General features: G+C 63.4%; 19 protein-coding genes and 1 riboswitch. Of the genes, 10 read left to right on the top strand and 9 right to left on the bottom strand.

Annotated features, from left to right (window positions below):
* Positions 1–19: 19 nt before the first annotated feature.
* From NKG99_RS11035 to NKG99_RS11015, 5 genes are all read left to right on the top strand, one after another.
* Positions 20–1,288: an ABC transporter substrate-binding protein gene (locus NKG99_RS11035; RefSeq protein ID WP_352867202.1), complete on the top strand. Its 1,269-nt coding sequence runs from the start codon at positions 20–22 to the stop codon at positions 1,286–1,288.
* Between the two features lie 82 nt (positions 1,289–1,370).
* Positions 1,371–2,222 (top strand): carbohydrate ABC transporter permease, encoded by an 852-nt coding sequence (locus NKG99_RS11030; RefSeq protein ID WP_502913068.1) that lies wholly within the window; start codon positions 1,371–1,373, stop codon positions 2,220–2,222.
* Positions 2,219–3,064, top strand: a complete 846-nt coding sequence (locus NKG99_RS11025) for a carbohydrate ABC transporter permease (protein ID WP_352867197.1) — start codon at positions 2,219–2,221, stop codon at positions 3,062–3,064. Before NKG99_RS11030 ends, NKG99_RS11025 begins: the two co-directional genes overlap by 4 nt.
* A 21-nt stretch (positions 3,065–3,085) precedes the next feature.
* Positions 3,086–4,126 (top strand): ABC transporter ATP-binding protein, encoded by a 1,041-nt coding sequence (locus tag NKG99_RS11020; RefSeq protein ID WP_352867195.1) that lies wholly within the window; start codon positions 3,086–3,088, stop codon positions 4,124–4,126.
* A gap of 21 nt (positions 4,127–4,147) precedes the next feature.
* A complete protein-coding gene (locus tag NKG99_RS11015; RefSeq protein WP_352867193.1) occupies positions 4,148–5,470 on the top strand; it encodes an amylo-alpha-1,6-glucosidase in 1,323 nt (440 codons plus the stop codon).
* A 124-nt stretch (positions 5,471–5,594) separates the two neighbouring features.
* On the opposite strand, the gene fba is transcribed toward NKG99_RS11015, so the two are convergent.
* The 3 genes from fba to NKG99_RS11000 form a co-directional block, all read right to left on the bottom strand.
* Entirely contained in the window at positions 5,595–6,659 is a 1,065-nt protein-coding gene (gene fba, locus NKG99_RS11010) for a class II fructose-bisphosphate aldolase (RefSeq protein WP_352631487.1), read from the bottom strand.
* 163 nt (positions 6,660–6,822) lie between these two features.
* Positions 6,823–7,296 (bottom strand): 6,7-dimethyl-8-ribityllumazine synthase, encoded by a 474-nt coding sequence (locus NKG99_RS11005; protein ID WP_352867191.1) that lies wholly within the window; start codon positions 7,294–7,296, stop codon positions 6,823–6,825.
* Positions 7,297–7,371: 75 nt separating this feature from the next.
* A riboswitch (FMN riboswitch) is annotated at positions 7,372–7,571 on the bottom strand.
* A gap of 66 nt (positions 7,572–7,637) precedes the next feature.
* Positions 7,638–8,813, bottom strand: a complete 1,176-nt coding sequence (locus tag NKG99_RS11000) for an MFS transporter (RefSeq protein ID WP_352867188.1) — start codon at positions 8,811–8,813, stop codon at positions 7,638–7,640.
* A gap of 48 nt (positions 8,814–8,861) precedes the next feature.
* Here NKG99_RS11000 and NKG99_RS10995 point away from each other — a divergent pair, with 48 nt between their 5' ends.
* The gene (locus NKG99_RS10995; RefSeq protein ID WP_352867186.1) at positions 8,862–9,401 is read left to right on the top strand and encodes an Lrp/AsnC family transcriptional regulator; all 540 of its coding nucleotides are present in this window, start codon (positions 8,862–8,864) and stop codon (positions 9,399–9,401) included.
* 18 nt (positions 9,402–9,419) lie between these two features.
* Here NKG99_RS10995 and mtnA read toward each other — a convergent pair whose 3' ends face one another.
* Together mtnA and mtnK are read right to left on the bottom strand one after the other, a co-directional pair.
* On the bottom strand, positions 9,420–10,514 hold the full coding sequence (gene mtnA, locus NKG99_RS10990) for an S-methyl-5-thioribose-1-phosphate isomerase (RefSeq protein ID WP_352867184.1): 1,095 nt from the start codon (positions 10,512–10,514) through the stop codon (positions 9,420–9,422).
* Positions 10,511–11,785, bottom strand: a complete 1,275-nt coding sequence (gene mtnK, locus NKG99_RS10985; RefSeq protein ID WP_352867183.1) for an S-methyl-5-thioribose kinase — start codon at positions 11,783–11,785, stop codon at positions 10,511–10,513. The genes mtnA and mtnK overlap by 4 nt, the downstream gene beginning before the upstream one ends.
* A gap of 135 nt (positions 11,786–11,920) precedes the next feature.
* Between mtnK and NKG99_RS10980 the strand changes: the two genes are divergently transcribed.
* The 3 genes from NKG99_RS10980 to NKG99_RS10970 all read left to right on the top strand — a co-directional run bounded on the left by NKG99_RS10980 (position 11,921) and on the right by NKG99_RS10970 (position 15,611).
* Positions 11,921–13,432, top strand: a complete 1,512-nt coding sequence (locus NKG99_RS10980) for a sugar ABC transporter ATP-binding protein (protein ID WP_352867181.1) — start codon at positions 11,921–11,923, stop codon at positions 13,430–13,432.
* Positions 13,433–13,512: 80 nt separating this feature from the next.
* Positions 13,513–14,508, top strand: a complete 996-nt coding sequence (locus NKG99_RS10975) for an ABC transporter permease (protein WP_352867179.1) — start codon at positions 13,513–13,515, stop codon at positions 14,506–14,508.
* Positions 14,509–14,558: 50 nt separating this feature from the next.
* Positions 14,559–15,611, top strand: coding sequence for a substrate-binding domain-containing protein (locus NKG99_RS10970; protein ID WP_352867177.1), 1,053 nt, complete (start codon positions 14,559–14,561; stop codon positions 15,609–15,611).
* Positions 15,612–15,681: 70 nt separating this feature from the next.
* On the opposite strand, the gene NKG99_RS10965 is transcribed toward NKG99_RS10970, so the two are convergent.
* The 4 genes from NKG99_RS10965 to NKG99_RS10950 form a co-directional block, all read right to left on the bottom strand.
* Complete coding sequence (locus NKG99_RS10965; protein WP_352867175.1) at positions 15,682–15,969, bottom strand: type II toxin-antitoxin system RelE/ParE family toxin; 288 nt, start codon at positions 15,967–15,969, stop codon at positions 15,682–15,684.
* Positions 15,962–16,222 (bottom strand): type II toxin-antitoxin system ParD family antitoxin, encoded by a 261-nt coding sequence (locus tag NKG99_RS10960; RefSeq protein WP_502910873.1) that lies wholly within the window; start codon positions 16,220–16,222, stop codon positions 15,962–15,964. The genes NKG99_RS10965 and NKG99_RS10960 overlap by 8 nt, the downstream gene beginning before the upstream one ends.
* 123 nt (positions 16,223–16,345) lie before the next feature.
* Positions 16,346–18,400: a bifunctional aldolase/short-chain dehydrogenase gene (locus NKG99_RS10955; RefSeq protein ID WP_352867171.1), complete on the bottom strand. Its 2,055-nt coding sequence runs from the start codon at positions 18,398–18,400 to the stop codon at positions 16,346–16,348.
* A 90-nt stretch (positions 18,401–18,490) separates the two neighbouring features.
* Positions 18,491–19,456, bottom strand: coding sequence for a sugar-binding transcriptional regulator (locus NKG99_RS10950; protein WP_352867169.1), 966 nt, complete (start codon positions 19,454–19,456; stop codon positions 18,491–18,493).
* 190 nt (positions 19,457–19,646) lie between these two features.
* Here NKG99_RS10950 and NKG99_RS10945 point away from each other — a divergent pair, with 190 nt between their 5' ends.
* A complete protein-coding gene (locus NKG99_RS10945) occupies positions 19,647–21,287 on the top strand; it encodes an acyl-CoA synthetase (protein WP_352867167.1) in 1,641 nt (546 codons plus the stop codon).
* The last annotated feature ends 104 nt before the right edge of the window (positions 21,288–21,391 follow it).

Here is a 21,391-nt window from a genome sequence, read left to right as displayed (position 1 = left end):
TCCAGGGAGGAAGACCGTGATGAAAGCATTGAAGACACTGATCGGCGCCGCGCTGGCGTTAACGATCGCCTCGGGCGGCGCGCAGGCCCAGCAGGTTTTGTTCTGGTCGACGCAGGCGCGTCCGGTCGAGGAAACCCAGAAGATGCGCGACGAGGTGCTGAAAGGTTTTGACGGCCCGGTCGACTATCAGGTCGCCGAGGACGGTCCCTGGCTCACCCGCCTTCAGGCTGAACTGCAGGCCGGCACCGGCACCATCGGCCTGCTGGGTGGGCTGCACGGCGATTTCTCGACGGTCGGAGCGAACCTTGCCGATCTGTCCGGCGTCGATATCGGCGGCGTCAAGGTCAACGAGGCCTACAAGAAGCTCGGCATGCTCGGCACCGGCGAGCAGAAATACCTGCCTTGGATGCAGGCCACCTATCTGATGGCGGCCAACAAGCAGGCCTTGCAATATCTGCCGGCAGGCGTCGATCTCAACACCATCACCTACGATCAGCTTATCGAATGGTCGAAGAACATCGCCGAGAAGACCGGCTCGCCGAAATTCGGCTTTCCCGCCGGTCCCAAGGGGCTCAAGCACCGCTTCTTCGAGGGGTTCCTCTATCCGTCCTACACCGGCTCGATGGTGACCAAGTTCCGTTCACCGGAAGCCGAAGTCGCCTGGAACAAGTTCAGGGAACTCTGGCAGTACACCAACCCGAATTCGACCAACTACGCCTTCATGCAGGAGCCGTTGCTTTCAGGTGAGGTCTGGGTGGCGTTCGACCATGTCGCGCGCCTTGCCGACGCCTTCAACAAGAAGCCGGACGAATTCGTTGCCTTCCCGGCGCCGGCCGGCCCCGCCGGTCGCGGTTTCATGCCTGTCGTGGCTGGCGTCGCCATTCCGAAGACCTCGCCCGACATCGACAAGGCCAAGGCGCTGGTCGCCTATATGCTGAAGCCGGAAACCCAGATCGCGACGCTCAAGGCAACCAATTTCTTCCCGGTCGTCGACGTCAAGCTGCCTGACGACATGCCGGCCTCGGTCAAGGCCTTCGGCCCGGCGATCGCCACCATGACCGGTGCGCCCGATGCATTGCCGGCGTTGTTGCCGATGGGGCTCGGCGACCTCGGCGGCAAATTCAACCAGGTCTATACCGACAGTTTCGAGCGCATCGTGCTCGGCGGCGAGGACGTGCATGGCGTGCTCGGCGAAGAAGCAACAGTGCTCAAGGCCCTCATCGACCAGGCCAAGGCGCCATGCTGGGCGCCCGACAAGCCATCCACTGGCGCTTGCCCCGTCGACTAAAATCCTCCCGAGGGGGCGCCCGGAGTTTGTTGCACTTCGGGCGCCCAGACCCGCACGCACATGGCCACCGCACGCAAAGGACATCACCATGCACGGCAAGGCTCTGCCCTATCTGCTGCTGATGCCGGCGACGTTGTTCCTCTGCATCTTCTTCCTCTACCCGTTCGCGCTGGTCGCCTTCGAGGCGATCACCCGCGACGGCGCCTTCACCCTCGACAATTTCCGCACCATGGCCGGCAGCTGGAAATTCCCGGTCACGGTCCGCAACACGCTGCTGCTGGCAGCCATCGTCGTACCGATCCAACTCGGCATGGCGCTGCTGATGGCGAGCGTGGTGTCGCGGCTGGAGACCGGGCGCAGTGCCGCGCTCTATGTCTTCGCCATCCCGCTCGGCATTTCCGATCTCGCCGCCGGGCTGATCTGGCTCGCTATCTTCGACCAGTCCGGCTTCCTCAACACGCTGCTCTCCAGCCTCGGCGTCGTCGACAAGCCAATCATGTTCCTCGGCTACCAGAGCAAGCTGACCATCTTCATCGCCGTGGCGCTGGCCGAGATCTGGCGGGCCACCGCGATCATGATGGTCATCCTCGTCGCCGGCATGGGCCTGATCCCCAAGGAATATTATGAGGCGGCGGAGGTGTTTGGCGCCAGCCCATGGCAGCGCTTTGTGCGCATCACGCTGCCATTGCTGCGCCCCAGCCTGCAGACGGCGATCATTCTGCGCGTCATCCTCGCCTTCGAGGTCTTCGCCGTGGTCGCAGCCCTTGGCGGCACCAATCTGCCAGTGCTGATGGGCGAGACCTACAACTGGCAATTCACGCTGCAGGATCGCAATGTCGCCGCCGCCTCGGCGCTGCTCATCCTCGCCATCTCGATCGGCTTCACGCTGTTTTTCCTGCGTGTGCTGCGGGTGCCCAAGGAGGCCCGGATATGAGCGCGGTCACGCAAGCACCGGTTGCCGCGACCACCGATGCGCGCAAGGCCGGCGACTGGCTGCTGATCGCCACCGCCATCCTGCTTTGCGTCTGGGTGCTGCTGCCGATCTATCTCTTGATCGTCAACGCGCTGTCGTCACCGGATGAGGTCACCGCCTTTCCCAAGCGCTTCTTGCCGTCCTTTGATCTCGGCAGCCTGTCTTTCTTCATCGAATTCGCCGGCGTCGCCAGGGCACTGTGGAACTCGGTCCTCGTCGCCACCCTGACGATGATCCTGTCCATCGGCTTCGGCGCTCCGGCCGGCTACGCGCTGTCGCGCTTCGACTTTCCGGGCAAGGAGGCCTTCCGCTTCCTGGTGCTGATGACGCGCGCCTTTCCACTGCCGCTGCTGGCATTGCCGCTGGCGGTGATGTTCATCCGCACGGGCCTCGACGACACCGCCATCGGGCTGGCGCTGGTCCATACCACGCTGGCGCTGCCGTTCGCCGTCCTGATCACTTTCTCGCTGTTCTCGGGCATTCCGGTCGAGCTAGAGGAGGCCGCCTGGACGCTCGGCTGCACACGATGGCAGGCCTTTCGCAAGGTCATCCTGCCGTTGGCCCTGCCGGGCATCGCCGCCTCGGCGGTGTTTGCCTTCACCATCTCCTGGAACGAGGTGTTCGCAGCCGCCGTGCTCACCATCGAGAACCGCACGCTGACCGCCTTCCTGCTGCAAAGCCTCGGTGAATCGCCGCTCTATCTCAAATTCGCCGGTGGCGCCGCACTGGTCGTGCCAGCGCTGGTCTTCATCTTCGCCGTTCGAAAATACCTGTTCGCCATGTGGGGGATCGCCAACCGATGACGCGTGACATGGAGACCGCTCATGGCTGAAATAGCGATCAAGGGCGTGGCAAAACGCTTCGGCGGCTTCACCGCCCTGCATCAGGTCGACCTCACCATATCAGACCAGGAATTCATGGTGCTGCTCGGCGCCTCGGGCTGCGGCAAGACCACGCTGCTGCGCATCGTCGCCGGGCTGGAGACACCGAGCCAGGGCGAGGTCTGGATCGGCGGCCGCCGTGTCGACCATCTGCCGCCGCGCGACCGCGGCATTGCCATGGTGTTCCAGAACTACGCCGTCTTTCCGCACCTGACCGTGTTCGAGAACATCGCCTTCGGCCTGCGCATGAAGAAATTGCCGCAGGCCGATGTCGAGCGTCGTGTCACCCGCACCGCCGAACTCATGCATATCGAGCAATTGCTGAAACGCTATTCGGGCCAGCTGTCCGGCGGCCAGCGCCAGCGCGTTGCCGTCGCCCGTGCGCTCGCCATGGAGCCCGACGTCATCCTGATGGACGAGCCGCTGTCGAACCTAGACGCGCTGCTGCGGCTGGAGATGCGTGCCGAGCTCAAGGGCGTGCTTGCCGCCTCGAAGACCACCACCATCTATGTCACCCACGACCAGGTCGAGGCGATGAGTCTCGCCGACCGCATCGCCGTCATGCATCAGGGCCGCATCGTCCAGGCCGCGTCGCCGGTCGAGGTCTACCGCAATCCGGCCGCGCGCTTCGTCGGCTCCTTCATCGGCAATCCGCCGATGAATTTTATCCCGGCGACCAAGGCCGCGAATGGAGACTGGACCGTAGCCGGGCTGACGCTGCCCGGCCCCAAATCGGACAAGCAGAGAATAGAATTCGCCATCCGCCCCGAGGACGTCGATGCCGGCGGCGAGGGTCTGCACGCCACCGTGCGCGTCATCGAGCCGCTCGGCCCGCACACGCTGGTCACCTGCGATGTCGAGGGCGGCCTGTTCCGCGCCATCCTGGACTCGAATGCCGGCGTGCAGGTCGGCGATCACCTGCGGCTCGCGCCCAAACCCGACCGCATCCGCTGGTTCGATCCCGAAACCACCAATGCCCTTTGATACCGAAAGCCCTGAACTGCCATGACCGCTTCCGCCACTAGTGACATCATTGCCCGTGCCATCGAGGTGCTGAAAGAAAACGACCAGGGCGCCTACACCATCCCGACGAAAGGTCTTTATCCGTTCCAGTGGAACTGGGATTCCTGCCTGACCGCGCTCGGCCTCGCTCATTACGACGAGGCCCGCGCCTGGACCGAGATCGAGACGTTGTTCGCGCACCAATGGCCGGACGGCATGGTGCCGCACATCGTCTTCCATGTCTGGAGCGACGGTTATTTCCCCGGGCCGGAGGTCTGGCGGACCGGCCGCCCGACGGCCACATCAGGCATTACCCAGCCGGCTGTTGCAGGTTTTGCCATACGGCGCCTGTTCGACCGGGCCATGGACAAGAAATTGGCTGCGGAGCGGGCCCGCGCGCTGCTGCCGAAGATCGATGCCTGGCACCGCTGGTTTTACGAAAACCGCGACCCAAAAGGCGAGGGGCTGGTCGCCATCATCCATCCCTGGGAGTCCGGCCGCGACAATTCCATCGACTGGGACGATGCCTTCGAGCGTGTGCCGACCGAGGGTGTCGAGCCCTACACGCGCCGCGACATCCTGCATGCCGACCCTGCGCACCGTCCGACACAAGGGCAGTATGACCGCTACATCTGGCTGCTGCAGCTTTTTCGCGGGCTTGGCTGGGACAATGCCAGACTGCATGACGCCTCGCCATTCCAGGTCGTCGATCCCGGCTTCAACGCCATTTTGATCCGCGCCTGCGCCGATCTTGCCGATCTTGCCGACGCGCTGGGCGAAACCGGGATCGCCAGCGCCAATCGTGCCCGCGCTGAAAAGGGCCTGGCGGCGATGGAGCGGCTGTGGAGCGATGCGCGAGGCCAGTATCTCTGCCTCGACCGCGTCACCGGCAGGCTGATCGACAGCGCTTCCGTCGGCGGCATCCTGCCGGCCTTCGCGGCCATTCCCGGGGCTCGCACCGTAGCGCTGGCCGCAACCGTCGAACGCCTAGCCGCCAAGGCGCGTTACGTCGTGCCGTCGCATGATCCAGACGATCCACGCTTCGACGCCAAGCGCTACTGGCGCGGCCCGGTCTGGCTGGTCGTCAATTACATGATCGCGGACGGCCTTGCCGTCGCTGGTCACGATGACGCGGCGCGGCGCATCACGCAATCCAGCCTGGATCTGATCCAGGAAAGTGGCTTTGCCGAATATTACGATCCGCTCACCGGCGAGCCCCTCGGCGGCGGCCGCTTCACCTGGACGGCGGCGATGGTGATCGAGTTTTTGAGGGGGGCACCTCTCTTGCCTTCTCCCCTTGTGGGAGAAGGTGGATCGGCGCGATAGCGCCGAGACGGATGAGGGGTCTTCCAGCGGAGTGAGGCGTTAATGTTCCCTGGAACACCCCTCATCCGTCGCCTGCGGCGACACCTTCTCCCACAAGGGGAGAAGGGAAGGCCGCGTCAGCCACTCACCCGAACTTCGGATCGAGACTGCCCGACTTGTAGCGCTTGGCCATTTCGGCGACGGGCAGCGGCTTGATCTTCTGCGCGTTGCCGGCGGTGCCGAACTGTTCGAAGCGCTCCTTGCACAGCTTGCGCATGGCGGCCATGGCGGGTGTCAGATATTTGCGCGGATCGAACTCGCTCGGGTTCTCGGTCAGCACCTTGCGGATCGCGCCGGTCAGCGCCATGCGGTTGTCGGTGTCGATGTTGATCTTGCGCACGCCGTGCTTGATGCCGCGCTGGATCTCCTCGACCGGAACGCCCCAGGTCGGCTTCATCTGGCCGCCATATTTGTTGATGATCTCCTGCAGATCCTCCGGCACCGAGGACGAGCCGTGCATGACCAGATGCATGTTCGGCAGGCGGCGGTGGATTTCCTCGATGACGTTCATGGCCAGCACCGCGCCGTCGGGCTTGCGCGAGAATTTGTAGGCGCCATGGCTGGTGCCCATGGCCACCGCCAGCGCATCGACATGGGTATCCCTGGCGAATTCCACCGCCTGTTCGGGATCGGTCAGCAACTGGTCGTGGCTGATGGCGCCTTCGACGCCGTGGCCGTCTTCCTGCTCTCCGCCGCCGCTCTCCAGCGAGCCGAGCACGCCGATCTCGCCTTCGACGGACACGCCGCCCCAATGCGCCATGTCGACGACGCGCTTGGTGATGCCCGAATTGTAGGCGTAGTCGGCCGGCGTCTTGCCGTCTTCCTTCAACGACCCGTCCATCATGACCGAGGTGAAGCCGTACTGGATGGCGGTGACGCAGGTGGCTTCGTTGTTGCCATGGTCGAGGTGCATGCAGACCGGAATGTCGGGGTGGATTTCGACCAGCGCGTCGATCAGCTTGGCCAGCACCACGTCATTGGCATAGGCGCGGGCGCCGCGGCTTGCCTGCAGGATGACCGGCGACTTGGTCTCCTCGGCGGCCTCCATGATGGCGAGGCCCTGTTCCATATTGTTCATGTTGAAAGCGGGCACGCCGTAGCCGTATTCGGCGGCGTGGTCGAGCAATTGTCTCAGTGTTATGCGAGCCACCCAATAGTCTCCCGTATCTGGTTTCAAGCGCAACGTCGCGGGCCAGCCGGTCGCCGGCCGGCCCCTGATGCTTCTGGCCGGATTTCGGGCCAACCGCAACCTTCAGAAGTCTTGTCGATCGCAATTCTTGTTGCAGGGCTGAAATCCGGCCTGTTTGGCGATCCTAGGCCGTGATCAACTCCCGCGCCGCCAGGAGCTGCACGCAGGCATTGGCCGCTTCCTTGCCCTTGACGGTGAAGTGCTCGAAGAAGAAGCGGTGATGCTCGGCGCTGTCGTGGTAGTTGTGCGGGGTGAGCACCGCCGACAGCACCGGCACGCCGGTCGACAGCTGCACGTTCATCATGCCGTCGATCACCGCGCTGGCGACAAACTCATGCCGGTAGATGCCGCCATTGACGACAAAGGCGGTGCCGAGGATCGCGGCATAGCGGCCGGTCCCGGCCAGGGTCTTGGCATGCAGGGGAATTTCATAAGCGCCCGGCACGTCGAAGACATCGACGATGAAGTGGTCGGCTCCGATGTCAGCCAGTTCCGCCTCGAAGGCCTGTACGCACTGGTCGACGATGTCGGCATGCCAGCGCGCGCGAATGACGGCGATGCGAACAGTTTCGTAGTCTTTATGGGAATGCTGATTCATGGGTCCATCCTTCCGTTTCGACCAGAATCAGGACGCACGATACGCAATCCGGCCCGCCCAGGCGGTCCATCTTCCGTTCGTTCTCTTCCATCCGGACTCTAACCGTCGGCTCCGGAATCACACCGGATCTGCTGACCTTTCCGAAACCGGAAAGCGCTCGCGGGCTTGGGTCCCGGGCATGACCCCGAAAACCGGAACGGCTTTCGGAAAGGAATCATGCGCAACTAAGAGTCCTTACCGCCGGTGGGGACTTTCACCCCGCCCTGAGAACATTAACGGCTTTGTATGAAAGGGCGGGGCGCTGCTGTCAACCGTGAGAAGGTTGGGCCAAGCCCGTTCGACTACCTCGTGCGCCACGCCGCCGCCGATGCAGCGATCAGCATGAGCAGTGCTGCAACGGCCGCGCATGTCGCAAAACCAAAGCTGGAATAAAGCGGCCCGAAGCTGGTGGTGCCGACGAAGACCGCGAGGTAGGTCACCGCGCTGTTCAAGCCCATGATCGTGCCGCGCCGCGACGGATCGAGCGCCGACAGGCGCGTCACCAGGACATTCAATCCGAAATGATTGGCCAGTCCCCAGACCGCCACCATGGTCAAGGTTAGCCCGAAACTGTCGCTCGTCGCGGCCATGGCGACATAGACGACGGCGACCAGAAGATAGGTGAATGGCATGACGCGCCGCGCGCCAAGCCGGTCGATGACACCGTCGAGGAGAGCAGCCGTGCCGAAGCCTATGCCATAGGCAAGAGCCGCCAGGCCATTGGCGCTGACCGGCTCTCCCAGCCCGACATGAAGATGGTCGCCGAGATAGCCATAGACACCGTAGAAGGCGGTCATGAAGGCGGCGCAAGCGATCAGAAGCGGCACGATGCCGGGAATGCCGAGCGCTTCCAGCGGGGCGGGTGCCGGCCCGGCCTTTCTGATGTCGCTGAGCGACGTCATTGTAAGCCCCGCCCATGCAAGCATTGCCAGCAACGCGACTGCGGCGAAAACGGCACGCCAATGCACCAGATCGGCAAGCACGGCCGACAGCGAGACGCCGGCCACCATGCTGAGCGTCCATCCGGTCAACACGACGCCGATCGTGCCGCTTTCACGGCCGGGCGGTGCAATGGCGGCGGCGCTGGCATAGATCGCCGGCATGGCGATACCGGCAGCGATGCCGGCAAGCAGCTGTGCCGCGACCAGCATGATCACTGTTGGCGCCACGGCACTTGCGACAAGAGCCAGTGCCAACAGCAACAGCGCCCCCTGCAGCATCCGGCGCGCGCCGAGCCGGTCGATGTAGCGGGCAAGGAACAGGGCGCTTGCGGAGGTGCCGAGCCCGAACGCGGCGGCCGCGATCATCACGGCCGGCACGCTGGTTCCGAACGACGCGGCCACGGCTGGGGCTATCGGGCCCAGCACAAGCGAGTTCGAGCCGATGACGGCGATGCATCCGGTCAGCAGGTAAGCAAGCGCCGGGATAGGCGCTCGGACGCTTGGCGCCAGTGATGCAACTTGATCTGCGTTCGACATATTGTCATAATCGCCGTATTTTATTCAGCTGCAATTGGGAAATTCGCCATGGATGAAGAAACAGATGGTATTCCGCGGAACAAGGCTGCGGTCCGCGACCTCGACGCGATAGACCGAAGAATATTAGGCGTCCTGGTCGATGACGCCACGATCAGCTACGCCGAACTGGGCGACCGCGTGGGCTTGTCGCCTCCTGCCGCGCATGAGCGGGTCAAACGCCTTCGGCGCAGCGGCGCCATCCGCAACACCGCGGCGATCATCGATCCCCGGGCGGTGAAAAAGCCTTTGCTTGCCTTTGTCCATATCGACACCAAGGGCTGGGGAAAGACCCCGGAACTGATGGCAGTCTCGGAGTATCCGGAAGTCGAGGAGATCCATTCGGTTGCCGGCGACAGCTGCATGCTGCTCAAGGTTCGCACCGAAGACACGAGGGCGCTCGAAGGATTGCTGTCGCGCCTTTACGAAACGCCTGGCGTCACCTCGACGCGCAGCTATGTGGTGCTGTCGACTTATCTCGAGCGACCGGTGCAGCCCGGCACCACCACTGAGTGGCCAACGCCAAGGCATATGGCCAAGCCGCTCTATTAGGGGTTCGACGATCGGCCCTTACCCGCGCTCGGGAAACATCGCCTTCAGGCCCTCGCGCGACGCCTTGGCGACGCCGCGTTCGGTAATCAGCCCGGTCACCAGCCGCGCCGGCGTCACGTCGAAAGCCGGGTTCGCCGCCGGCGTCGTCTCCGGCGAAATGCGGACCTGAGCGATCTCGCCGGCAGCGGTCTTGCCCCAGACCAGCGACACTTCGTCGGCCGAGCGCTGCTCGATCGGGATTTCGGCCAGACCGTCATGCACCGTCCAGTCGATGGTCGGCGACGGCAGCGCGACATAGAACGGCACATCATTGTCGGCGGCGGCGAGTGCCTTGAGATAGGTGCCGATCTTGTTGCAGACATCGCCGTCGGCGGTGGTGCGGTCGGTGCCGACGATGACCATGTCGATCTCGCCGCGCTGCATCAGATGGCCGCCGGCATTGTCGACGATCAGCGTGTGCGGCACGCCGTGGCCGGCCATCTCCCAGGCGGTCAGCTGGGCGCCCTGGTTGCGTGGCCGCGTCTCATCGACATAGACGTGGACAGGAATGCCGGCCTCGGTGGCCAGGTAGATCGGCGCGGTGGCGGTGCCGTAGTCGACGGTGGCCAGCCAGCCGGCATTGCAATGGGTCAGGATGTTGACCGGCTCGCCCTGCTGCTTGCGCGCCGCGATCGCTTTGATGATGGCGAGACCGTTCTCGCCGATCGCGCGGTTGAGCCCGACATCTTCGTCGGCGATTTCTTTGGCGCGGCGATAGGCGGCTTCGGCGCGTTGTTCCGTTGGCAGCGGCTTGAGGAAGCGCCGCATCTCGTCCAGCGCCCAGCGCAGATTGATCGCTGTCGGACGCGTCTCGTGCAACGTCTCCCACGCGGCATCCAGCGCAGCATCGGATGGGTCCGCCGCCATCTGCATGGCGACACCATAGGCTGCGGTTACGCCGATCAACGGCGCGCCGCGCACCCACATGTCGCGGATGGCGGTGGCGATGCCGGCAACCGTGCCGATCGTCTCGATGCGGAAATCATGCGGCAGCCAGCGCTGGTCGATGATCTCCACCGAACGCCCGTCGTCGCTCAACCAGATGGTGCGATAGTGGCGGTCGCCGACGTTCAAATGCTGCTCTCCTGTTCGATCAGCGCGGCCAGTTGGTTGACCTCGTCGATGCTGTGAATCTGGCGTCGGTTGACGGCGATGTGGCGGCCGAATTTCAGCGCCTTTGCTTCACAAATGGCGCGCAGATCCTCATCGGCAATGGTCTCGAAATCGGCATTGTGGGCGAGGCCGAGGATACGCCGGTGCACCTCGATGCCGGCAAAGCCGAGCAGGTCGGTCCAGATCTGGTGCAGTACATGGTCGAGCGCCTGCTCGGCACCGAGCCTGTCGCCCCGATCCTCGAACAGGCTCTTCTGGTAGAGCATACCGGTGCGCTCGGTGCGCCACAGATGCGAGAACTCGGCGCGGAACACCGACCAGGTCTCGACTGTCACCTCGAGCAGATAGGCGCGCATGGCATCGCGCTTGCCCTCCTGCTCGTGGCCGCGCTGCGAGAAGAATGACATCCAGAAATTGGCGAGCAGCATGCCGACATCGAAGGCCATCGGACCGTAGAAGGCGAATTCCGGATCGATCATCCGGGTTTCTGTATCGGTGACCATGATCGAGCCGGAATGCAGGTCGCCATGCAGCAGCGTTTCGGCATTGGCGGCGAAGATGTGCTTCAGCCGCTGCGCCTCGACCTTGAGGTCGCGGTCAGCGCGCAGTTCTGCGACGAGGCCGTCGAGCTGCGGCGAGGTATGCCGGTTCATCTTGGCGTCGAAATAGGGGTCGGAAAACACCAGGTTCTCGGTGATATCGCAGAGTTCGACATTGTCGGCGAACAGCGCCAGGTCCGCCTTGCGGTCCTTGGCCGCCATGTGCAGGTCGGAGCCGCGAAACAGCGTGCGAGCCATGAACAGGCCGATATCTCGGGCAATGTTCGGCAGCTGCCGGCCTTCGATCAGCGCCCGCCGCAGGATGACGTGCGGCGGCGCAAGATATTCCATGATGATCAGCGCCTGGCCTTCATCGAAATGATGGATGGCCGGCACCGATCCGGGCGCGCGTGCTTCTTGCCTTGTCAGCGCATGATATTCGAAGAAGGAGCGCTTCAGCGGCAGCGGCCAGCTGTCGCCGACCAGGCGGACATAGGGCAGGGCCTGCTTGACCACCGCGGCACCGCTGGCGCCTTCGACGATGAACACCAGGTTGAGATTGCCGTCACCGACTTCGCGGACCTTCCAGCGTGTCGTGTCCTTGCCGATCTTCGCGCACAGCGCATCGTTTGTGCGAAGGCGGGCCGCCAAGGTCTCCACCGACAGCGCTTCGAACGGCAATTCTTCAGTCATCGTGATCCTCCCGCATATGCCCTCCGAATATAATTGAGGCATGGCGGCCGGGCCAAGCTAGGAAGCGATCTGGCAATTGTCAATCGTGTTGACAATTGCCGATGTAGCCCATAGCGTCATGTCAGGGAGGAACGCATGGTCGGCAATGCCGTGTTCCGCGTAGAGGGACTGAGGAAATCCTTTGGCCATAACGAGGTGCTTGGCGGCGTCTCGCTCGAATTGCATGCGGGCGAAGCGACCGTCCTGATGGGCGCCAACGGCGCCGGCAAGTCCACCCTCGTCAAGATCATCAGCGGCGTCTACGAGCGCGGCGGCGGCACGATGGCGCTCGCCGACCAGGATTTTGCACCGAAAACCCCGGCTGAGGCGATCCGCGCCGGCGTCGTCACCGTTCACCAGAACATCAACGACGGTGTCGTCGCCGATCTCGACGTCGCCACCAATTTGACCCTCGACAGGCTGAGCGGCAAAGGCGCGCCGACCCTGTTCAATCCGGTCCGCGTGCGTCGGGAAGCCAAGGCGGTCGCCGACCGCATGGGGCTGGCCATCGATTTAAAGGCGCGGGTGAGCGATCTTTCGCTGGCCGATCGCCAGATGGTCGCGATTGCCCGCGCGCTGGCGCACCAGCCGAAAGTGCTGATCCTCGACGAGCCGACCTCATCGCTCTCGAGCACCGAGGCCGATCGGCTATTTGCGCTGATCGACAGGCTGCGCGAGCAAGGCGTGGCGATCCTCTACATCTCGCATCGCATGTCGGATATCAGGCGGCTTGCCGACCGCATCATATCCATGCGCGACGGGATCATCTCAGGCATCTTCGACAAGAAGCCGCTCGATTATGAAGGCGCGGTCAACGCCATGCTCGGCCGTAAGATCCATCTCGACCAGATCGTTGTCAGGAATTCGGCCAAGGCAATCCTGAACATCGAGGGCCTGCGCATCGCGCAGGGTGCCAAGCCGATCTCGCTGACGCTCGGCGACGGCGAGGTCGTTGCGATCACCGGCCTCGTCGGCGTTGGCAAGACGGCGCTCGCCGAGACACTGTTTGGCGTGCGCGAGCCGCTCGCCGGCACCATGATGATGAACGGCAAGCCTTATGCGCCGCGATCGGCCGGCGAGGCGATCGCCGCAGGCGTGTTCCTCGTCGCCAAGGACCGCGGCGAGAACGGCATCGTCGGCGGCTTCAACATCCAGGAAAATATCAGCCTGCCGTTTCACAAGCGCATGTCACGTTTCGCTGTTTTCAGGCGCCGTCTGGAACGCGCTACCGCGCGCCGGCAAATCCAGGAACTGGGCATCGTCTGCCGCTCCGAGAAGGACGAAATGTCGGAGCTGTCCGGCGGCAACCAGCAGAAGGTGATGGTCGCCCGCTGGATGGCCCAGGATGCCAGACTGTTCATTCTGGACGAGCCGTTTCAGGGCGTCGACATTTCCGCCCGGCGCGACATTGCCGCCAAGCTCAGGGCCAGTGCAAACGGCCGCGCCACGCTGCTGTTCGTCACCGAACTCGACGAGGCGCTGGAGACCGCCGACCGCATCCTGGTGATGTCGGAGCACACCATCGTCGGCGAGCACCGCAATGCCGACGTTGATCTCGATCGCCTGCTGGCCGAGGTCGCCGGCGGACCGCTGCACAGCGCCGCCTGAAGAGCGCGTAATATGAATTGGAACGGAGAGACCATGGGTTCGAGTTGGGTAAAGACGGCAGCAGCGCGCGGGAGCGCTGAATGACGTTGCGCGACCACGCCATCCGCTACGGCTTCATCGTGCTCTTGTTCGGGCTCGTCGCCTATTTCGCGATCGCCGCCGACGGTTTCGTCTCGCCGCAAAGTGCCGTCTTCATCTTCCAGTCGGTTGCCATCACCGGCGTGTTGGCGCTCGGCGTCACCGCGACGCTCGTCGTCGGCGGCTTCGACCTGTCGATCGGCTCGGTCGCCACATCAGCCATGATGGCGGCGGCCTATGTGATGGTGGTGCTGGAGCAGAACGCTTTTGTCGCGGTCGTCGTCTGCCTGCTGATCGGCGCCATTGTCGGCCTGATCAACGGCTGGTTGATCGTCTACATGCGCGTGCCCGATCTCCTGGCGACGCTCGGCATGATGTTCCTGCTCGTCGGCCTGCAGCGCATCCCGACCGAAGGCCGCTCGATCGCAACCGGCATGACCATGCCGGACGGTTCGGTCGCCAACGGCAAATTCTCTGACGCCTTCCTGGCGCTTGGCCGCCACCGCTTCGATTTCTTCATCCCCAATCTCATTCCGGTGTCGGTCGTGGTGCTGCTCGTGCTCGCCGTGCTGATCTGGTTCTTCCTCGAATACACCCGCTTCGGCCGCATGATGTACGCCGTCGGCAGCAACGAGCGCGCCGCTGAACTCGCCGGTGCGCCTGTCAAGGCATACAAGATCTGGGCCTACGTTATTTCAGGAGTTTTTGCCTCGATCGGCGGCATTTTGCTCGCCGCCCGGCTTGGACGCGGCGACATCGCCTCGGGTAATAATCTGCTGCTCGATGCGGTTGCCGCGGCGCTGATCGGCTACGCGGTGCTTGGCGCCGCCAAGCCGAACGCCTTCGGCACTGCCATCGGCGCGCTGTTCGTCGGCATCTTGCTGCAAGGCCTGACCATGATGAACGCGCCTTACTACACGCAGGATTTCGTCAAGGGCGTGGTTCTGGTCGTCGCCCTTGTCTTCACCTTTGCGCTTTCGGGCAAGGGCAGGAGGTAGCTTTCGACCGGAACAGGATTTTGGGTTCAACAAGAGTGGAGGAAAACAAAGTGAGCATTACAAGAAGACTTCTGGGGAAGGTGGCGCTCGGATTGGCCGGCGCGACCATGCTGATGCAATTCCCGGCGCTGGCCGCGGACAAGCCGGCGCCTTTCGACAAGCCCGGCGTCAAGATCGCGCTGGTCCGCTACCTCTCGACCGGCGACTTCTTCCAGGCCTATCTCTCGGGCGTCGAAGCACAGTCGAAGGCGCTCGGCATCGACCTGCGCGTGCTCGACAGCCGCCAGGATGCTGCCCTTCAATCCGATATGGTCGATCAGGCCATCGCGCTCGGCGTGCAGGGCATCATCATCCAGCACGGTCTGACGGAATCGATGAAGGACGCCGCGCAGCGTGCGGTCGACGCAGGCATCAAGGTGGTGGCTTTCGACGTCAACGTCGAAAACCCCAAGATCCCGCAGGTCGAACAGTCCGACCGCGACTTGGCGCGCCTCGCCCTCGAACAGGCCGTCAAGGACAATGGCGAGAGCTGGAAGGCCGGCTATGTCTATGTCGCCGGCATCGCGCCGCTCGACCGTCGCAACGAGACCTGGGTCGACGTCAAGAAGAAGTATGCCGGCATCGACGAAGTCGCGATGTTCGGCACGCTCGACAACCCGATCGCCAATTCGGTCGCCAACCAGGCGCGCTCGGTGCTGTCGGCTCACTCCGACATCAAGGTGATGTTCGCGCCCTATGACGAATTCGCCAAGGGCGTGAAGATCGCTGTCGACGAAGCGGGCTTGAACAAGGGCATCAAGATCTATTCGGCGGACATTTCGACGTCGGATATATCAGCGATGCGCGAGCCCGACAGCGCCTGGGCTGCCACGGCCGCCACCAACCCGGCCGTCGTTGGCCAGGTCTCGGTGCGTGCGCTGGCACAGTTGCTGGCCGGTGAAGACCCCGGCCACAACGTCGTCGTGCCGCCGACGCTGATCACGCAGAAGGACCTCATCGACAAGGACATCAAGAACATGGAAGACCTGTCGGCCAAGCTGCCGCAGTTCGCCCATGCCGATGTCGCGATGCCGGCCTGGATGCCGAACCCGAACGCGAAGTAATTTGGACCTTTGACAAAGAAAGGGCGGCGGTTGCGCCGCTCTTTCCATGTGAATGCTCAGCCGCTCCGGGTTACAGCCAGTGTTCCGGATCGCGCATCCCGTGGACAATCGCCACGACCAGGACGCCATCCGATTGCGGTTCGTAAATGACGACATAACGGCCTTCTATGAGCACACGGGCAGTTGCGCTCAATTCGGGCCGGGCGGTGCCCATCTTGGAATGTTGAGCCGCCAGTTCCAGCTTGTCGAAAATGCGCATAAGCAGCTTGTCCGCCGCTTTTTCATTGTCGATTGCTATGGTGTGCCAGATATCTCGCAAATCCTGCGAGGCGCGTGGTGTGAGCCGATATCTAGCCACGAGCGCGGCGTTCTGCCTTCAGGCCGCGTATAAACTCAGCGGGTTCGACTTCCACCGGCCTGCCGCTGGCCATGCCGTCGGCATAGGCCCGTTTCAAATGTTCAAGTTCCAAGGCTCGCAATTCTTCGCGCTGCTCCCACAGACGAAGGGCGTCACGAACAATCTCGCTGTTGGAGGCATAACCTCCGCCTTCGACGGCGCTTTGCAGGCGAGCAACCTGCTGAGGGGTGAGGGATATGGTAAGGGTACGCATCGGTTCGGTTTTCATGCCCAACCTGTACCACACCTAACAAGAACTAACAATTGTTGTTAGGGTTTTACGCTCGCGCCTTGCCCCGCTGCCTCGAGGCAGCAGGGTGATCAAGGCAAGGCTTCCCTACCGCAGTGCCGCCGCGATATTACCGCCGTCGACCGTCGTCACATCGGCGGTGGTGCGATCGGCCAGCGCGTGATGCAGGAACGCCTGCGCCACGTCCTGCGCCGTCACTTCCTGGCCGAGCAGATTGCCGGACATGTAGTCCTTCTCCGACACGCCGCGCGCGCCCGAACGGCTGGCGATCATGGCGTCGGTCAAAAGCCCTGAGCGGATGCGGTCGGCATTGACGGCGTTGGAGCGGATGCCGTGCGCGCCATAGTCTAGCGCGTATTGCCTGGACAGGAACAGCGTCGCCGCTTTCGGCACGCCATAGGCGCCGAACTTCGGCCCCGGATTGACCGCCTGCTTGGAGGTGTTGAACAGAAGCACGCCGCCTGTGCCCTGTTCGAGCATGATGCGCACGGCATTCTGCGCCACCGACTGATGGGCGAAGAAGTTGAGTTCGAAACTTTTGCGCAAAAGCGCGTCGTCGAGCTCGCCGATGCGGCCTTCCCAAGCGGCACCGGCATTTGACACCAGGATGTCGACACCGCCGAACACGGCGACCGCTCTGTCGAAGGCGGCGCGCACCTGTGCCGGATCGGTGATGTCGGCGGCGACGCCGATCGAATTGTTGCCGGCTTTCTTGGCGGCCTCGGTGGCCTTTTCGGCGTCGAGATCGACGACGACGGCATGGGCGCCATTGTCGGCGAACAGTTTTGCTGTCGCCGCACCGATCGCGCCGGCGCCGCCGGTAATCAGCACCACCTGGCCGGTCAGCGGCTTCGGCTTGTTGAAGGCGAGCTTGGCCTGTTCCAGCGACCAGTATTCCAGCGGGAACAGATCGGCCTTGGAGAGCGGATGGAACCGGCCGACCGCCTCGGCGCCGCGCACCGCCTCGATCCACATCTCGCCGACATCCGACGCGATCTTCGCGTCCTTCAGCGTGCGGCCATGGCCGAACATGCCGAGGCCCGGCACCAGCGTCAGCCGTGGCATCTGGTCGAGCATGGTGCGCTTGACGTCGTCGAGCGCGTCATTGGTTTCGAAATAGGCGCGGTAGTCCTTGGCGAAGGCTTCGACGTGGTCCTTGATCACGGCCTTGTAGTCGTCGGCCTTGTCGGCATCGGGCGCCGGCAGCGCCATCGGTCCGGTCTTGATGCGGATCGACAGATCGGGCGTCGACACGCCGCGTCCGGCATAGTCGGCAATCTCGGCCGAATTGATGAAATCGACGATTGCGTCCGAAGTGCGGAAGTCGCTGATCATGCGGTCGAAGCGGCCTTCGCCGCGTGCCACGGCGACGGCGCCGCGAAGCGTCGGCGCGATGGACGCCGGTGTCGCGAGCCTTGCCGGCAAGGCTGCCTTTGCTGCCTTGGGCTTGCCGCTTGCGGCAATGAAGTCCTCGGCGACGTTCACATAATGGATCATCCGGTCGTAGGCTTGTTTGGCATCGTCGCCGAAGGTGAAGATGCCGTGCTTGTCGAGGATCAGGCCCTCAACCGTGGGGTCGGCGTCGAAGATGTCGGCGGCTGCCTTGGCGAGGTCGAAGCCGGGCATGATGTAGGGCACATAGCCCATCTTGCTGCCGAACACCGTCTTCACCAGCGGCTTCGAATCTTCCTGGTCGACGATGGCCAAGATGGCGGTCGAGTGCGTGTGGTCGACGAATTTGTGCGGAAGGAAGGCATGCAGCAGCGTCTCGACCGAAGGGTTGGGCGATGACGGATCGATCAGGTTCACGCGTTGCAGGGCAACCATGTCCTCGTCGGCCAATCTGTTCAGCGCGCGCGCCTTGAGCAGCGGCTTGAGCTTGACCGCCGGCAGGCCCTGCGGTTCGATGACCCCCATGTCCCAGCCGCTGCCCTTGACGCACAGCACGTCCCACTTGTCGCCGACAAGATCGGTGGCCGTCGTCTTGCAGGAGGTGTTGCCGCCGCCATGCAGGACCAGCCTTGGTTCGCGGCCCAGCAGCCGGGTCGTGTAGACGCGCAAGGCCAGGTCGCGGCCGACACCCTTCTTTGCATAGTCGGCAACGAGCTTTTCGGCGGCTTCGTCATTCCACAGGTTCTTCATGTTCGCTTCGTCCGGTTGCTGTCTTTGATGGTGAAACAGGAATGCCGCGACGCTTTGATGACAATGCGCCGGCGGCGGAGATGGTGTTTCCTAGGAGGCCTTTTCTTTCGCGGCGGCCGCGTGATCCAAGAGCCGCTGCGCCATGCGCGCGCCGACCACCAGATGCGTGCAAAGGCCGCCCGTGATCGCCGCGAGCAGCGGTTCGAACTTGCTGTCCTCCTGCACCACCATTAGCCGCCTGGCGATGGCGCGTAGCGAGGCAAGCTCGGCTGATATCACACGTCGGTTGTAGCTGCAGTCGAGCACCTTGCCGTCGGCGTCGATGATCTGCCCGGCAATGACGCCGGCGGCGCCTCGGCCGCGCAGCTCCGCCATTTCACTTGGTGTCAGCGCGCCGCATTTGACCAGGTGGCTGTCGGCGTCGACCGCGCCGACCGAGTACAGCGCCAGATCGCATTCACCGACGCCCGACAATTGTTCGCGGATCACCGGTTCGGCCCGCAGCGCGCGTGCCAGCTCTTCCGTCGACAGCACCAGCGGCGCGTAGAAATTGAGGCCCTTGGCGTTGAGCCGCCGCGCGATCTCCATCGTGCATTGGTCGGGCCGATAGGAATAGGGCGCACCGAGATTGCCGCAGAGTTGCACCACCGTGACAGCCTGCAGGTCGGCATAGGACATGATGTCGGCGATCATGTAGACGGTGCGGCCCCAGGCGACGCCGATGCGGTCGCCCTTCTTGACCAGTTCGAGAAAGACGCTTGCCGCCAGCACGGCGATTTCCGTCGACGGGTCGGCGATATGGGCGTTTTCCGGCGCGATCCAGACGGCGTCGAGGCCCAGCGCATCCTCGAGCTTGCGCGCCAGCACATCGTCGGTGAAAAGTTGGGTCGAGGTCGAGATGTTGACGATGCCGGTCTCGCGCGCCTTGCGCAGATACATGGCGACCGAAGCGCGGGAAATGTTAAGCTGGCTCGCCACCTGGTCCTGCCGCAGGCCATGGGCGTAGTAGAGCCAGGCGGCCTTATGGATGAGCTGTTCTGCCGGTCGGATCGCCATGCCGTCTCCTCGGCTGACATTATTCATGGCTCTCGACAAAAGTCAAACTCGGCAAGGGTATGCAATGCCCTTCCGCCCTGCGAATCTGGATCATCATTGCGCCAAATGCGCTCCAACGGGGCATCGTTGATGGTGACGCGGCCCGAGCCTGAGATTAGAAGGTCCTAGAGAAAAGCGCGGGGAGCATGTGATGGGCAATCCTTACGAACAGGATCTCGACAAGAACGCGGCCAACCATCAGCCGCTGACGCCGCTCACCTATCTGGAGCGCGCGGCCAGGACCTATCCCGACCATATCGCCATCATCCATGGCCGCCAGCGCATCGACTATCGCAATTTCTGGCGGCGGTCGCTGAAGCTCGCCTCGGCGCTTCAGAAGCGCGGCATCGGCAAGAGCGACACGGTCACGGTCATGCTGTCCAACACGCCGCCGATGCTGGAGGCGCATTTCGGCGTGCCGATGACCAAGGCGGTGCTGCATTCGCTCAACACACGCCTCGATGCCGCGGTCATCGCCTTCCAGCTCGATCATGCCGAGACCAAGTTGCTGATCGTCGACCGCGAGTTCTCCAGCGTCGTCAAGCAGGCCCTGGAACTGGCCAAGGTCAAGCCGCTGGTCATCGATTATGACGATCCCGACTACGCCGCCGACGCGCCCTATCCGAAAGGCGACCTGATCGGCTCGCTCGACTATGAGGCCTTTGTCGCCGGCGGCGACGCGGATTTCGCCTGGTCGATGCCCGACGACGAATGGGACGCCATCTCGCTCAACTACACCTCCGGAACGACAGGCAATCCGAAGGGCGTGGTGTACCACCATCGCGGCGCTGCCCTCATGGCCTACACCAACACCATCCATGCAGGCATGGCCAAGCATGCGGTCTATCTATGGACGCTGCCGATGTTCCACTGCAATGGCTGGTGCTTTCCCTGGACGCTCGCCGTCCAGGCCGGCACCCATGTCTGCCTGCGCTGGGTGCGGCCGAAGCCGATCTACGATGCGATTGCCGATCACGGCGTCACCCATCTATGCGGCGCGCCGGTCGTCATGTCGGTGCTGATCAATGCGAAGGACGAGGACAAGCGGGAATTTCCGCAGACAGTGACCTTCAACACCGCGGCAGCACCGCCGCCGGAAGCCGTGCTGTCGGGGATGGTCGACGCCGGCTTCGCCGTCACCCATCTCTACGGCCTCACCGAGACCTACGGCCCGGCGGTCGTCAACGAATGGCATGGCGCCTGGGACGATCTCGAAAAGGGCGAGCGCAGTGCCAAAAAGGCACGGCAGGGCGTACGCTACGCGGCACTCGAAGGCCTGACCATCATGGATCCCGAGACGATGCGGACGACGCCGGCGGACGGCGAGACCATCGGCGAGGTCATGTTCCGCGGCAACATCGTCATGAAGGGCTACCTGAAGAACCGCAAGGCCAGCGACGAAGCCTTTGCCGGCGGCTGGTTCCATTCCGGCGATCTCGGCGTCATGCATCCCGATGGCTACATCCAGCTCAAGGATCGCTCCAAGGACATCATCATCTCGGGCGGCGAGAATATCTCCTCGATCGAGGTCGAGGATGCGCTCTACAAACACCCTGCCGTTGCCTCTTGCGGTGTTGTCGCCAGGCCCGATGACAAATGGGGCGAGGTGCCGGTCGCCTATGTCGAGCTGAAACCCGGCAGGGCCGCGACCGAAGCCGAAATCATCGAGCATTGCCGCGCGCTGCTTGCCCGCTTCAAGGTGCCGAAGGCGGTGATCTTCGCCGAAATCCCGAAGACCTCGACCGGCAAGATCCAGAAGTTCCGGCTGCGCGAAATGGCAAAGGTCGCCTGAAACGCCGACGGCCTCTCGCGGAAATATTTTCAGCAGTCCGCATCCTCGGGTGCCTTCGTGACGTCTATCGAATGTCACCATCTGTCACCAATCGTACAAGTACG

This window comes from Mesorhizobium sp. M1409, from assembly GCF_040317535.1.
In the GTDB taxonomy this organism is placed as follows: Bacteria; Pseudomonadota; Alphaproteobacteria; order Rhizobiales; family Rhizobiaceae; genus Mesorhizobium.
The sequence above is the reverse complement of the archived record's forward strand: the minus strand, read 5'-3'. Positions and strand labels throughout refer to the sequence as shown.